Origin of the sequence: Paucibacter sp. PLA-PC-4 (assembly GCF_026241155.1) — a bacterium.
Taxonomy (GTDB): domain Bacteria; phylum Pseudomonadota; class Gammaproteobacteria; order Burkholderiales; family Burkholderiaceae_C; genus Roseateles_E.
In genome coordinates, this window is sequence record NZ_JAPFGP010000002.1 from 64857 (window position 1) to 78022 (window position 13166).

A 13166-nucleotide genomic window follows, 5' to 3' on the forward strand; every position below is an offset into this window, starting at 1 on the left:
GCGGGCGTGTTGGCGCCTCAGCTTCTTGAGTCGAAGGCTTCTGGCAGCAGTTCAATCCCGTCCCTTCTTGCTTGCCTGGACGTATTGACCAGCATCGCGGGATCGAGATCCTTGCTGGCGGCGAGCCACATCGTGAACGGGGTCGGATCGACAGCAAGAATCTGGGCCCCGGCGGGGAGGCGGTGGCTGCGCTCTAGCGCAGACGCCACGCTGGCGACCGTGGCCCACGCATCGATCCGGCCCAATGTCAGCTTTTTGGCGTTCGCAATTTCGGCAGGGGCCACATCGATGTTCTTGAATCCCAGCGCCGTCAAGCGCCCGAGTACGAATGCGCTCCTGACTGAGCCTACCTTGAGCGCCCTGAGGTCGGCCAGTTCCCGGCCGCGCTGGGCTGCAGCGGGAGTGAGGACCAGCACTAAGCGGTCTCGTGCGAGCGGGGTCAACCATTGCCATGCGGATTCACGCTCCGGCGTTCTGGCGAGCGGAAAGATCAGGCAGTTGCCACGCGCGGCGGTGATCATCGCCCTGGCCCAAGGCATCCAGCAGATCTGGGCTGCGGCGTGCGGCCAAAGGACATCGATGACTCTTCTCTCCAGGATCCCGCCTGACTCGATGGCGCCGCCAAAGTAGCCGGCCAATATCCTGGGCTGGCCGGATGAAGCCGCTGGCGATGCCGAGATCGGGCCGGCGGCAAGCAGCAGCGCGGTCGAGAGAAAAACTCGCCGTGAATACCGCTCGCCGACAGGACCGCTCTTGTCAGAGGCGCCTCCGTGAGGGTCTTGTGCAGCATCAGCGCCGAGGCCGGACGTGTTGGACAATTCCATCGTGGCACCTCTGTGTGGTTTCGGGTCGGTCGTCGTAGTTGAAGTTAGTCAAACGGCCGGTCGTTCACAGGCATTCGGGCTGAACGCTCCGTGCAGTTGCGTTGAACGACCAATGCGTGAAGAGTCGGGCTGCAGGGGGCTCGCGTGGTCGTGCTGCAAGGCATGGCTCGGGTCGTCTAGACTGCAGCATCGGCCATGAAGGCCTGGTCCCAGGGGAGAGGCTCATGGATTCTGTTCTTAGCGGGGTCTTCTGGTTAACCTTCGAATTGCTGCTAATCGGCACCGGCCGAGGGGTGGTGCGGCTGCTGACGCTGGGGCATTGGCGCAGCGAGAAGTTTGGGGGCGATGAAGGCCGCATCTATGGGCCAGCAGGTGCGCTCTCGTTTCGGTTCGATGGTCAGCGGGTGATCACGAGGGCTGGCTTGTTTGTGGCCGGGCTGCTGTTCTACCTGCTGGCCGTGCCGGCGCTGTTGTGGCTGCTTTAAGGCAACTCACTCTTCAGCATCGGTCGCGCGACCTGATCTCTGATCTTGCGTTGCAAGCCGTTGCACCCCTGAGCGCAGCAGCGCTGCACCCGACCTACCGAGATTGGCCCTCAGTTTCGAACACAAAGGTTGTCATCAATGAAAGCAAGCTCACCCAGGCCTGCCCCCGTGGCCATCGCCTCATCTATCGTGGGAGCGGCCCTGCTGCTGCACTCCAGCGCATTTGCGATCAACGCCAAATATGCGCAGCAACTGGAGCGCTCCGGCTGTACCCAGGTCAGCGAAGCTCAGGGTTGCGACATCCACAAGACCAAGGCCGAAAACGCCAAGGCCGGCTTCGTCGTTATCAGCAACAACAGCGGCGCCGTCTCAGACGCCGCGCCCAAGGCGGCCCCCTCGGGTGCCACGCCCTATGCCGGCCAATGGGTCGCCAAGTCGGACTCGGGTGCCACGGTGGCCACGATACGCATCGACGCCAAGGAACGTGTCTGGGTGAACGGCAAGCCGGTCAAGGCCAAGCGTAGCGACGGCGGCCTGACGTTCAAGTCCGGCCCTATCACCTTCCGCATCCAGGGCGACCGTCGCCTGAAGGGCGAAGATACCTGGACCGATAGCGACGCGGGCACCAGGGGGCTCGTTCAGGCGGGGTGAGGCTGGAGGCGGCCGTTCGGTCACACTGAGCGGGTGCCCTTGTAGGTTCAAACCCTTCACCGGTTTGTGGGACACAAGGCCCGGCAGGCAAGCCCTGACCCTAGAATTCTGGCGGTGGTGGCTTCAGGGAGATGAAGATGCGCTTGTGCAATCAGGCAGGGGTTCTGTCATTGGCGGTTGGGTCAGGCGTAGCGGCATTCGCAGCGCCACTGCCGCCTGGCGCGGGCTTCCAACAGCATATCCAGTTGGTTGGTCATCTGCCCGAAGGCCAGTTGAAGACTGCAGTCGGTGCGGCTCGCTACGATCCCGCCGTGACCAACACCGCAGTGCTGGAAGACTCCCGTACAGGCATGAGCGCCGAGGCTTCGGTCAGCGCTGGATCGGCGCGCTTTGAGCTGGTTGGCGGTCACGATCCATGTGTTGTCGGACAGCCTGGGACGACTGTGTGTCCGAGGTCTACGACCTACCCAGTCAACGCGACTATTGTCATGAGCGACATGATCAGCCTGCAGGGAACGAACTCCGGTCAGACCTATCTGACCGTTCATTTCTCCGGCAGCGTGATTGGTCACCCCAGGGATGGAGACGATCGTGCGAATGCCGTCTTCGGTGAGGCCGGCGTGCGGGTCGCCTTCAATTTACTGAACCGTACCAACGGCGGTGGTTTCGGTGACCGGCTGGAGCTACTCTCCGGCGAGCTGCTTGGCCCTGGTGGACTGTGTCTGCCCAACAATGCAGACCTCAGCTGCAGTGCCTCGGTCAATATGGACAAGAGCTATGCGCTGAACTGGAGCGGTGATTACTCGCAATGGATCATCCAGGCGACCGTCACAGGCTATGCCTCCGGCACGTGGGAAGCGCTGTTCGGGAATACGGTCTCCTTTGGTGTTCGTACCGTACCGGACGTAGACGTGACGTCGGTATCAGGCTCATTGCCGGTCAGCGTAGTGCCTGAACCTGCGTCAGCGCTGCTGCTGGGCTTGGGTGTGGCGAGTCTGGCTCTGCGTAGACGGTCTTAACCCTGTCAGTTACCTAGCCCGTATAGAGCACTGCCTGCTCCCCCCGACAAAAGCCATAAAGCTGCAGCCCTGCCCGGCGCGCGATGTCCACCGCCAGCGTGGTCGGGGCTGAGATCGTCGCCAGAGCGGGCACGCTCAGGCGGGCGCATTTGAGCACCAGCTCGTAGCTGGCGCGGCTAGACATGATGACAAAGCCGCCATCGTCGCAGGGCCGGCCATCCATCAGGCGCCGGCCCAGCAGCTTGTCGAGCGCGTTGTGGCGACCCACGTCTTCCATCACCAGCAGCAAGTCGCCTTCCGGCGTTGCCCAGGCGGCGGCGTGGTGGGCGCCCGTCCGCGCGTTCAGCGGCTGCTGCGCCGGCAGCTGTGCGAAGGCGCGGGCCACGGCGGCGGGGGTGATCTCGCGACGGGTTGCCAAGGGCGGCGGGGCCAGGTCGAGCTGGCGCAGGCTGTCGATGCCGCACAGGCCGCAGCCGGTGCGGCCAACCATGGTGCGGCGCCGCTCCTTCAGGCGCATCTCGGCGCTGGCCGCCACCTGCAGCTGCACCTCCCAGCCTTGCGGCTGCTGCAGCAGCTCGACGCCGTAGCACTCGGCGCGCGACTGCAGGAGCCCTTCCGACAGCGCGAAGCCCAGCGCGAAGGCCTCCAGGTCGGCCGGTGTGGACATCATCACGGCCTGCGAGATGCCGTTGAAGACCAGGGCCACCGGCAGTTCCACCGCGACCTGGTCGAGCTGCGCCTGCCGTTCGGTGCCGCTGATGCGCTGCACCGCCAGGGCCTGGACCGGCTCGCTTGTCGTCAACGGCATTGCGCGCGCCCCTGCTCGGTTAGATGCACCAGCCAGCGGCCGCTGCCTTCCTCATCGCATGCCAGCCGCACCCAGCCCGGGCCGGCGATGCCGCCCAGCCGCGCGTCGCTGAGCTGCGTGTACTCGCGCATCAGCAGGCTGACATTGAGTCCCAGACGCTTGCCGATGCGGGTCAGCGCGACGCCCCGGCCCCCGTTCTGCTGATCCATTTCGGCCAGCGTATGCAGCAGGTTTTCAGACAGCAGCGTGGACACTGAGCTTCACCGGGATAGATTTTGAGGTGGGTGTGCGCGCGTCAATTGCAAAACTCTGCAACGGCACCAGCGGATTGGTCTCCGGGTAGTAGCTAGCCAGGCAGCCGCGCGGGATGTCGTACTCGACCAGCAGGAAGCGCTCGGCGCGCCGGCTCTGCCCATCTTCATAGAGGCTGGTGATGTCCACCCAGTCGCCGGCCTTCATGCCGATCTGGCGCAGGTCTTCGGCGTTGATGAAGACCACGCGGCGGTGGCCCCAGACGCCGCGATAGCGGTCGTCCATGCCGTAAATGGTGGTGTTGTACTGGTCGTGCGAGCGCACCGTTGCGAGCGCGAACACGATGGTGTCCTGCCGCTGGCGCCGTGCGCGATGGACGCTGGTATCGGTGGGCACCGCATGGCAGCGGAATTCTGCCTTGCCCGAGGCCGTGGCCCAGACCCGCTCCGAGGCGGTGTTGCGCAGGCGAAAGCCGCCGGGCGTCTTGATCTTCTCGTTGAAACCGGCGAAGTCGGGGAATACCGCCTCGATCTTGTCGCGGATTGCTGCATAGTTGCCGGCTAGCGCCAGCCAGGGTGTTCTGCTGGCCGGCAGGGTGGCACTGGCCAGGCGGGCGACGATCATCGGCTCGGACAGCAAGTGCTCAGAGGCTGGCGCGTTCAGCCCAGCCGACAGATGGACCATGCTCATGGAATCTTCCACCGTCACGCCTTGCGGCCCGCCGGCCTGCATGTCGATCTCGGTGCGGCCCAGGCAGGGCAGCAGCAGGGCCTGGCGGCCGTGGACCACATGGCTGCGGTTGAATTTCGTCGCCACATGGACGGTCAGCGCGCAGCGCCGCAGCGCCGCCCAGGTGGCGGCGGTGTCGGGTGTTGCCGCAGCGAAGTTGCCGCCCATTGCGATGAAGACCTTGGCCTTACCGTCCCGCATAGCCTCGATCGCGCCGACCGTGTCGACGCCATGCGCACGCGGCGGCTCGAAGCCGAACACCTCGCCCAAGCGGTCCAGAAAGGCGGCAGCGGGCTTCTCGTAAATGCCCATCGTGCGGTCGCCCTGCACATTGCTGTGGCCGCGCACCGGGCAGGCGCCGGCGCCGGGTCGACCGATATTGCCCCGCAGCAGCAGCAGACTGGCAATCATCTGGATGGTCGCCACCGCATGCTGGTGCTGGGTAATGCCCATGCCCCAGCAGACGATCACGCGCTGGCTGCTGGCATAGAGCTCGGCGGCTTCGCAGATTTGGGCCTGGCTCAGGCCCGACTCGACAACAATCAGCTCCCAGGATTCGGCGCGCAGATCGGCGATCAACGCCTCGACGCCGACCGTATGGGCAGCGATGAAGTCGCGGTCCAGCACCGGTGCCGCGTCGTCCAGCTCGATCAGCCGCTTGCAGATGCCCTTGAGCAGAGCCAGATCGCCGCCGATCTTGAGCTGAAAGTAGTGGCTGCTGATGGCCGTCGAGCCGAAGGTTGCCATCTCCAGCTTGTTCTGCGGGTCGGCAAAGCGCTCCAGGCCGCGCTCACGCAGCGGGTTGAAGCTGACGATCTTGGCGCCGCGCTTGGCGGCCGCGCGCAGCTCGCCCAACATGCGCGGATGGTTGGTGCCGGGGTTCTGGCCGAGGATGAAGATCGCGTCGGCCTGCTCGAAGTCATCCAGGGTCACCGTGCCCTTGCCGACGCCTATGGTCGGGCGCAGCCCCGAGCCGCTGGGCTCGTGGCACATATTCGAGCAGTCGGGGAAGTTGTTGGTGCCGAACTCGCGCACGAACAGCTGGTAAAGGAATGCGGCCTCGTTACTGGTGCGGCCCGAGGTGTAGAAGATTGCTTCGTTGGGGTCGGCCAGGCCCTGCAGCTCGCGGGCGATCAGCGCAAAGGCATCGTCCCAGGCGATGGCGCGGTAGCGGTCGCTGGCGGCGTCGTAGACCATGGGCTCGGTCAAGCGGCCAGAGGCTTCCAGCGCGAAGTCGCTCTCCAACGCCCATTCGCTGACGGTCTTCGCAGCGATCACGGCGGGCGTGGCGCGCCGGCTGGTGGCCTCGGCCGCGACGGCCTTGACCCCGTTCTCGCAGAACTCGAAGCTCGACGCATGATTGCGGTCGGGCCATGCGCAGCCGGGGCAGTCGAAACCGTCGGGCTGGTTGGCGTGCAGCAGGGTTCTCGCGCCCTTGGCGACGATGTCCTGCTCGAACAGCTGCCGGGCCACGCTTTTGAGCGCACCCCAGCCGCCGGCCGGGCCTTCATAAAAATCGATCTTCTGTTCGCTCATGTCCTGCCTACAGACTCGCCACACCAGGCAGGAGCGTATCAGTTGGCGAGCGCTATCTGAACAGGCCCGGCAGCCACAGCGAGAAGGCCGGCACATAGGTCACCAGCATCAAGGTTGCGGTCAGCGCGCCGTAAAAGGGCAGGATCGATCGCATCACCTCGCCTACCGAAATTTCGCCGATCGCGCAGCCAACGAACTGGGTGCTGCCGACCGGCGGGGTATTCAGCCCGAGCGCACAGTTGATCAGCATCATGATGCCGAACTGCACCGGGCTCATGCCAAATTGCTGGCAGATCGGTAAAAAGATGGGCGTGCAGATCAGGATGGTGGCCGCCATGTCCAGAAAGGTGCCGAGCAGGAACAGCAAGATGTTGACCATCAGGAAGATCACCCAGGGTGAGCTTGTGATCGAGGTCATCAGCTCGCCGGTCTTCTGCGGCACCTCGTACAGCGCCATGAAGTAGCCGAAGGCCGAGGAAATCCCGATCAAGAGCAGCACCACGCCGGTGGTCTTGCAGGCCTTGGCGCAGGCTTTCAGAAAGTGCGGCCAGCTCAGCGAGCGATAGACGAAGACCGTGATCAAGAGCGCCCAGAACACTGCGGTGGCGGCCGACTCGGTCGCTGTGAAGACCCCGCTGAGAATGCCCACCAGGATGATGACGACGATCAGCAGGCCGGGCAGCGCGCCGATGAATGCCGCCAGTACGGCGCCCCAGCCGGGGAAGGCGCCATGGGTCGGGTAGCCGCGCTTGACCGCGACGCCGTAGGCGGCGGCCAGGTTGGCGATGGTCAGCAGCACCGCCGGGATCAGCGCCGCCAGGATCAGGTCGAACACGCTTACCGCCGCGATGCCGGCGGTGGCCAGCGTGAAGATGATCAGGTTGTGCGAGGTCGGCATCAGCGCGCCGACCAGCGAGGCGTGGGTGGTTACATTGACCGCGTAGTCGGCGTGATAGCCCTGCTTCTTCATCAGCGGGATCATCACCGAGCCCATCGCCGACACATCGGCCAGCGGCGAGCCGGCCACGCCGCCGAACAGCGTACAGCCCAACACATTGCTCATGCCGAGGCCGCCGCGAACATGGCCGACCAGGCTGTTGGCGAAGCGCACGATGCGATCGGCGATGCCACCGTGCAGCATCAGTTCGCCGGCAAAGACGAAGAAGGGGATGGCCAGGAAGGAGAAGACCTGCATGCCGCCGACCATCTTTTGGAACACCACCGCCACTGGCAGACCGGCGGCCATGATGGTGGCCACCGAGGCCAGGCCGATGGAGAAGGCCACAGGCACGCCCAGCAGCAGGAGCACCGTGAAACTAATCCCGAGAACAGTCAATTCCACGCTGGCTCCACAGTCTCGCCCTTCAACAGCGCGACGATATGTTCGATTGAGAAGAGCACGATCAGCACGCCGGCGATCACGATGGGCACATAGTCGATGCCCTCGGGCACGTTGAGCATGGGCTTGCGCTCGTTCCACTTCAGCGTGGCCCAGAGCCAGCCGCTCTTTGCCATCAGCGCGCCGAACAGCGCGACCAGCGCATGGATCAGCAGCTCGAGCTTGTGCCGCAGCTGTTCGGGCAGCAGGGCCGCCAGCGATTCCAGCCCGATATGGCCGGCGTCGCGGACTCCGACCGCGACGCCGAAGGCGGTGACGAAAAGAATCAATAGCATTGCGAGCGCTTCGGCCCAGGTCGGGGTGTCATTGAACACATAGCGGCCCACCACCTGGAACTGTACGCACAGCACCACCGCGATCAAGCCCGCCACGGCCGCCATCAGGGCCAGCTTGGACAAGCCCGCGCAGAGCCTCGTGAAGCGACTGCTCACCGGGTGTCCTGCACCGCCTTGACCAGGCGTTGCAGATCCGGCGTGGTCATGAACTTGGCGTAGACCGGGCCCATCTGGGCCTGGAAGCCGGCCTTGTCGACCTCTACGATCTCGGCCCCGCCGGCCTTGACCGTGGCCAGGCTCTTTGCCTCTTGCTCATCCCACTTCTTGCGCTGGAACGCCACCGACTCTTTGGCCACCGCGCGCACCAAGTCCTGGTCGGCCTTGGGCAGCTTGTCAAACACCGCCTTGCTCATCAGCAGCATCTCGGGCGCCATCGAATGCTCGGTCTTCGAGTAGTACTTGACCGCCTCGTAGTGCTTGAAGCCGTCGTAGGAAGGCACATTGTTCTCGGCCGCATCGATCAACCCGGTCTTCAGCCCGGTGTAGACCTCGCCGATCGGCATCGGCGTCGCATTCGCGCCCATTGCACTGACCAGAGCTACCCACAGATCGCTCTGCTGCACGCGGATCTTCATGCCCTTGGCATCGGCCACGCTCTTGACAGGCTTGCGGCCATAGATCGAGCGGGCGCCACTGTCATAGAAGGCCAGGCCGACAAAGCCCTGGGCCTCGCAGCTCTTCAGGATCTCCTCGCCGACCGGGCCGTCCAGGCTCTTGCGCATATGCTCGACCGAGCGGAATAGAAAGGGCATGGTCGGCACCTGGGTCTTGGCGCAGATCGCATTCATTGGGCTGATATTGACGCGTGTCATCTCCAGCGCGCCGATCTTGACCTGGTCGATGGTCTCCTTCTCGGTGCCCAGGGCTCCCTTGTTGAAGACCTTGATCTTGTGCTTGCCGCCACTCTTCTGGGCCAGCAGCTCGCTCATGTACTTGACGGCTGCCACGGTGGGGTAGTCGTCGGCGTTGTGCACATCGGCCGAGCGGAACTCGATGGCGGCGGCATCCTTGCCCATGAGGGCGAGCGCGGCGAGGGCCAGGCCGGCCAGCTTGTACTGTTTCATGGTTTTGTCTCCTTGATTTCTTTGCAGGGGTGGGGTGTTTCCGAAAGTCCTTGAACGCCGGGGCACAGCGCAAAGAGCGCGCCGTCCAGCGGGTTTGTCGTGGTGCCTTCCTCGGGGCGCATCGAGGCGATCACCAGCAGGTCCATTGCCGGCCCGCCGAAAGCGCACATGGTGGGCTTGGCCACCGGCAGCGCGATGCGTCGGTCCAGTCGTCCAGCCGGCGTATAGCGCAGCACCGCCGCGCCGTCGTTGGCGCAGATCCAGTAGCCGCCCTCGGCGTCGACCGCCGCGCCATCGGGGCGACCCACGGGCAGCGCGGTGATGAAGTCGCGTGGCGCGCCGGCGCGGCCGGTCTCGGTGTCGTAGTCGCAGACCCAGACCCGGGCCTGCGATGCATGCGAGTCGCTGAAGTACAGCGTGCCGCCGTCGGGGCTGAAGCCCAGGCCATTGGCCACCAGTAAATCCTCGCGCAGAGCCGGCTGCCAGGGACCGGCCTCGCCCGGCGCGGACAGGCGCGCCAGCCGGCCCTTGGCTTGGCGCTCTGCGCCACTGGCCAGGTGCAGGCTGCCGACCCAGAAGCGGCCTTGGCGGTCGCAGCGGCCGTCGTTGAAACGCATATCGGCGCCATGCGCCGCGGGGGCGAGCAGGCGCAACCCGAGTCCGTCATCGAGATCGAGCGCGTAGACGCCGTCCTGCAGCGCCGCGATCAGCCCGCCGCCTTCGCGCAGCGCGATGCAGCCGATCTGCTGCGGCAGCGCCCAGCTGCGCGCCGCTGCGGCTGAGCCGTCATGGCGCCACAGGCGTCGGCCGCTGATGTCGACCCAGAAAAACGCCGCCGCCTCGGCCGACCACAGCGGGCTTTCGGCCAGCTGGCTGTCGTCCTGCCACCAGAGCTCAGGCTTCATCGCGTGCATCGAAGGGGCCCAGGCCCAGAAAGCTGCCGCCCTGCAGCTGCGCCATCGGTGTGCCGGCGGGGAAGTCCATGGTACCGACGCGAGCGCGCCAGGCTTCGGCGCTGTCCTGCGGGCTGTAGCCGATCTGCGACCAGCCGTCCTCACTCCACCAGCGCTCGGGGTTGGCTGAGACACCGTACACGGTCAGACAGCCTACTTTGGGGGCGCGCAGCGCCGCCAGCACCAGGCGCTGCAGGTCGGCATGGCTGAGCCAGGTGGACAGCGCGCGCGCATCGGGCGGCTCGGCCGTTGCGGTGCCCAGGCGCAGGCAGACCGACTCGATGCCGTAGCGGTCCCAGTAGAGCCGGGCCATACCCTCGCCGAACAGTTTGCTCAGGCCGTAATAGCCGTCCGGCCGTGGCGGGTCTTGCGGGCTCAGCGCTGTGCCGCGCGCGTAGCCGCCGGTTACATGGTTGGAGCTGGCGAAGACGATGCGGCGCGTGCCGGCCAGGCGGGCCGCCTCGTAGAGATGGAAGACGCCGTCCACGTTGGCAGGCGCGATCTGCTCGTAGGGACGCTCGACGCTGATCCCGCCAAGGTGCACGACGGCGTCGACACCCTGAAGCAGGGCCTTCACCGCAGCGCGGTTGGCCAGGTCGCAGGGCTGCTGCTCTTCATGCGCGTCCAGGGCGCCATCTAGCGCGAGGCGATCGCTGAGCCGCAGCCGGCGGCAAGCCCGGCCCAGCGGCGCGCGCAAGACCGTCCCCAGGGTGCCTGCGGCGCCGGTCAGCAGCCAAGTCGATGGCGTCTTTACGTCGGGGTTCATGCGGCCTGTTGCGGCTTTAGGGACAGCCCTGTGCCGGAAATGAAAGTGTCTTCGTAGAATATCGAAACACTGTTTCGAAAATGCTAGGGGATTCCATGAGGCTTGAGAGAAAGCGGGTCGCGCTGATCGGCGAATGCATGCTGGAATTGCAGGGTCAGGCCTTTGGCGTGATGCGACAGGGCTATGGCGGCGACACCTTGAACACCGCCGTCTACCTGGCCCGCTGCGGTGCGGCCGCCGGCATCCGACCCAGCTATGCAACCGGCTTGGGCGAGGACCGCTTCAGCAGCGGCCTGATTGAGCGCTGGCAGGAGGAGGGGGTAGACACCGGCTTGGTGCGGCGCCTGGCGGGGCGCATGCCGGGGCTCTATCTGATCGAGGTCGATGAGCGTGGCGAGCGCAGCTTCAGCTACTGGCGTGACACCAGCGCGGCCAAGGCCTATTTCGAGGTCGAGCGCACGCCGCTGGAGCAGGGCCTGGCGAGCTGGGATGCACTCTATCTGAGCGGCATCAGCCTGGCCATTTTGCCGCCGGCCGGGCGCGAGCGCCTGTTCGCCTTGATGCGCGCGCTGCGCGAGCGCGGCGCGATGGTGGTGTTCGACAACAACTACCGCCCGCGGCTGTGGGCCAATGCGGACGAGGCGCGCTCGAGCTTTGAGCGTGCCTTTGAGCTGGCCACGCTCGCTCTGGTGACGGCCGATGATCACCAGGCGCTGCTGGGACTGCACAGCGCCGAGGCGGCGCTGGCGGCCGCGCAAGACCTCGCTCCGCCCGAGCTGGTGATCAAGCGCGGTGCAGCTGCGACCCTGCTGCGCGCACCCGGCGGGCCTTGGCAAGAGGCGGCCACCGAGCCGGTGGCGCGTGTGGTCGACACGACGGCTGCCGGCGACTCCTTTGCCGCCGGCTATCTGAGCCGGCGTCTGGCCGGCGCCGGCGCCCTGGAATCGGCGCGGTTCGGCAACCGGGTGGCGGCCCGTGTGATCCAGCATCGCGGGGCGCTGATTCCGGCCGAGGCTATGGCCGACCTGGTGGACGCCGCATGAAGGCGGCACTGGCTCTGGGTCTCTTGCTGATGGCCTTGCAGGCCTGGGCGCTGGACCGCGGCGGCATCGTTCACCCCGGCTGGGCTACGACCCAGGGCGGGCAGGGCGGCCGCATCCTGCGCGTGGACACGCTGGCGGCCGACGGTCCCGGTTCGCTACGTGCGGCGTTGGAGGCCCAGGGGCCGCGCATCGTGGTCTTCGAGGTTGGTGGCGTGATCGATATGGCCGGCGCCAGACTGCAGATCCGCGACCCCTTTGTGACCGTGGCCGGGCAGACCGCGCCAGACCCCGGCATCACCGTGATCAAGGCCGAGACCCTGATCGCCACGCATGATGTGATCATCCAGCACCTGAGGTTCCGGCCCGGCGAGTTCGGCCGGCCCAAGAAGGGCGGCGGCGACCAGGACGGCATCTCAACCGTCGGTGCGGCCCGCAACATCATCGTCGACCACTGCAGCTTCTCCTGGGCCACCGACGAGAACCTGTCGGTCTCCGGTCCGCGTTTCGAGGGCGCCACGCCCGCGCAGTGGCGCGAGCACACCGGTCGCCAGATCACCTTCAGCCACAATCTGATCTACGAGGGCCTGGCGAACTCCGTCCACGAGAAGGGCGAGCACTCCAAGGGCTCGCTGATCCATGACAACGCCAGCGCAATCCTGATTTACGGCAATGTCTATGCTTCCAACCGGGAGCGCAACGCGCTGTTCAAGGGCGGAGTGCAGGCTGCCATGGTGAACAACCTGATCTACAACCCCGGCGCCAAGGCGGTGCACTACAACCTGGTCGCGCATGAATGGGCCGGCCAGCCCCATCAGAACGGCCGGATCAGCCTGGTCGGTAATGTGCTGCGCCACGGGCCCGACACGCTGGCCGGCACGCCGCTGTTCGCGCTGGGCGGCCATGGCGATGTGGAGCTTTTCATGCAAGGCAACGTGGCGCTGGACATGGCCGGCCGCGAGCTCGCGCAGACCGGGGTCTACACGGCCGGCCCGGCCCGCATCGTCGCCGCCGAGCAGCCCTATCTGCCGCCTGGGTTGCAAACCCTGCCGGCCGAGCGGCTGGAGGCCGAGCTGATGCTGGCCGCCGGCGCGCGGCCATGGGCCCGCGATGCGATCGACTTCAAGCTGCTGTCAGACGTCGCCGAGGCCCGCGGCCAGATCATCGACAGCGAGAGCCAGAACGCCAGCGGATTCCCGCGCCACGTGCCGACCCGGCGCCGCTTCGATCCGGCCGACTGGCGTCTGCAGGACATGAGCCCGCGCAAGGGCTGGCAGAGTCTGTTCAGGCCCTGATCCGCATCAG

General features: G+C 66.0%; 14 protein-coding genes. 5 read left to right on the top strand and 9 right to left on the bottom strand.

Annotation, left to right across the window (positions count from 1 at the left end; all coding sequences use genetic code 11):
* Positions 1–17: 17 nt before the first annotated feature.
* A complete protein-coding gene (locus OOZ63_RS03215; RefSeq protein WP_266003875.1) occupies positions 18–824 on the bottom strand; it encodes a hypothetical protein in 807 nt (268 codons plus the stop codon).
* A gap of 224 nt (positions 825–1048) precedes the next feature.
* Between OOZ63_RS03215 and OOZ63_RS03220 the strand changes: the two genes are divergently transcribed.
* The 3 genes from OOZ63_RS03220 (at position 1049) to OOZ63_RS03230 (ending at position 2979) form a co-directional block, all read left to right on the top strand.
* Positions 1049–1309: a hypothetical protein gene (locus tag OOZ63_RS03220; protein WP_266003877.1), complete on the top strand. Its 261-nt coding sequence runs from the start codon at positions 1049–1051 to the stop codon at positions 1307–1309.
* Between the two features lie 138 nt (positions 1310–1447).
* Positions 1448–1960, top strand: coding sequence for a hypothetical protein (locus OOZ63_RS03225; RefSeq protein ID WP_266003878.1), 513 nt, complete (start codon positions 1448–1450; stop codon positions 1958–1960).
* Positions 1961–2448: 488 nt separating this feature from the next.
* The gene (locus OOZ63_RS03230; RefSeq protein WP_266003879.1) at positions 2449–2979 is read left to right on the top strand and encodes a PEP-CTERM sorting domain-containing protein; all 531 of its coding nucleotides are present in this window, start codon (positions 2449–2451) and stop codon (positions 2977–2979) included.
* A 13-nt stretch (positions 2980–2992) separates the two neighbouring features.
* On the opposite strand, the gene fdhD is transcribed toward OOZ63_RS03230, so the two are convergent.
* The 8 genes from fdhD to OOZ63_RS03270 are packed head-to-tail and all read right to left on the bottom strand — an operon-like array spanning position 2993 to position 10821.
* On the bottom strand, positions 2993–3787 hold the full coding sequence (gene fdhD, locus OOZ63_RS03235; protein ID WP_266003880.1) for a formate dehydrogenase accessory sulfurtransferase FdhD: 795 nt from the start codon (positions 3785–3787) through the stop codon (positions 2993–2995).
* Entirely contained in the window at positions 3778–4041 is a 264-nt protein-coding gene (locus OOZ63_RS03240) for a hypothetical protein (RefSeq protein ID WP_266003881.1), read from the bottom strand. The genes fdhD and OOZ63_RS03240 overlap by 10 nt, the downstream gene beginning before the upstream one ends.
* A complete protein-coding gene (locus OOZ63_RS03245; protein ID WP_266003882.1) occupies positions 4022–6304 on the bottom strand; it encodes an FdhF/YdeP family oxidoreductase in 2283 nt (760 codons plus the stop codon). The genes OOZ63_RS03240 and OOZ63_RS03245 overlap by 20 nt, the downstream gene beginning before the upstream one ends.
* Positions 6305–6356: 52 nt before the next feature.
* Positions 6357–7646, bottom strand: coding sequence for a TRAP transporter large permease (locus OOZ63_RS03250; RefSeq protein ID WP_266003883.1), 1290 nt, complete (start codon positions 7644–7646; stop codon positions 6357–6359).
* Entirely contained in the window at positions 7637–8083 is a 447-nt protein-coding gene (locus tag OOZ63_RS03255; protein ID WP_266004279.1) for a TRAP transporter small permease, read from the bottom strand. The genes OOZ63_RS03250 and OOZ63_RS03255 overlap by 10 nt, the downstream gene beginning before the upstream one ends.
* A gap of 47 nt (positions 8084–8130) precedes the next feature.
* A complete protein-coding gene (locus tag OOZ63_RS03260; protein ID WP_266003884.1) occupies positions 8131–9102 on the bottom strand; it encodes a TRAP transporter substrate-binding protein in 972 nt (323 codons plus the stop codon).
* Positions 9099–10007 (bottom strand): SMP-30/gluconolactonase/LRE family protein, encoded by a 909-nt coding sequence (locus OOZ63_RS03265; RefSeq protein WP_266003885.1) that lies wholly within the window; start codon positions 10005–10007, stop codon positions 9099–9101. Before OOZ63_RS03265 ends, OOZ63_RS03260 begins: the two co-directional genes overlap by 4 nt.
* The gene (locus tag OOZ63_RS03270) at positions 9997–10821 is read right to left on the bottom strand and encodes an NAD-dependent epimerase/dehydratase family protein (RefSeq protein WP_266003886.1); all 825 of its coding nucleotides are present in this window, start codon (positions 10819–10821) and stop codon (positions 9997–9999) included. Before OOZ63_RS03270 ends, OOZ63_RS03265 begins: the two co-directional genes overlap by 11 nt.
* Positions 10822–10916: 95 nt before the next feature.
* Between OOZ63_RS03270 and OOZ63_RS03275 the strand changes: the two genes are divergently transcribed.
* Both OOZ63_RS03275 and OOZ63_RS03280 read left to right on the top strand, forming a co-directional pair.
* Positions 10917–11864 carry a sugar kinase gene (locus tag OOZ63_RS03275; protein WP_266003887.1) on the top strand — a complete coding sequence of 316 codons (948 nt, stop codon included), beginning with the start codon at positions 10917–10919 and terminating at the stop codon, positions 11862–11864.
* Entirely contained in the window at positions 11861–13156 is a 1296-nt protein-coding gene (locus tag OOZ63_RS03280) for a pectate lyase family protein (protein WP_266003888.1), read from the top strand. The genes OOZ63_RS03275 and OOZ63_RS03280 overlap by 4 nt, the downstream gene beginning before the upstream one ends.
* Positions 13157–13166 lie beyond the last annotated feature (10 nt).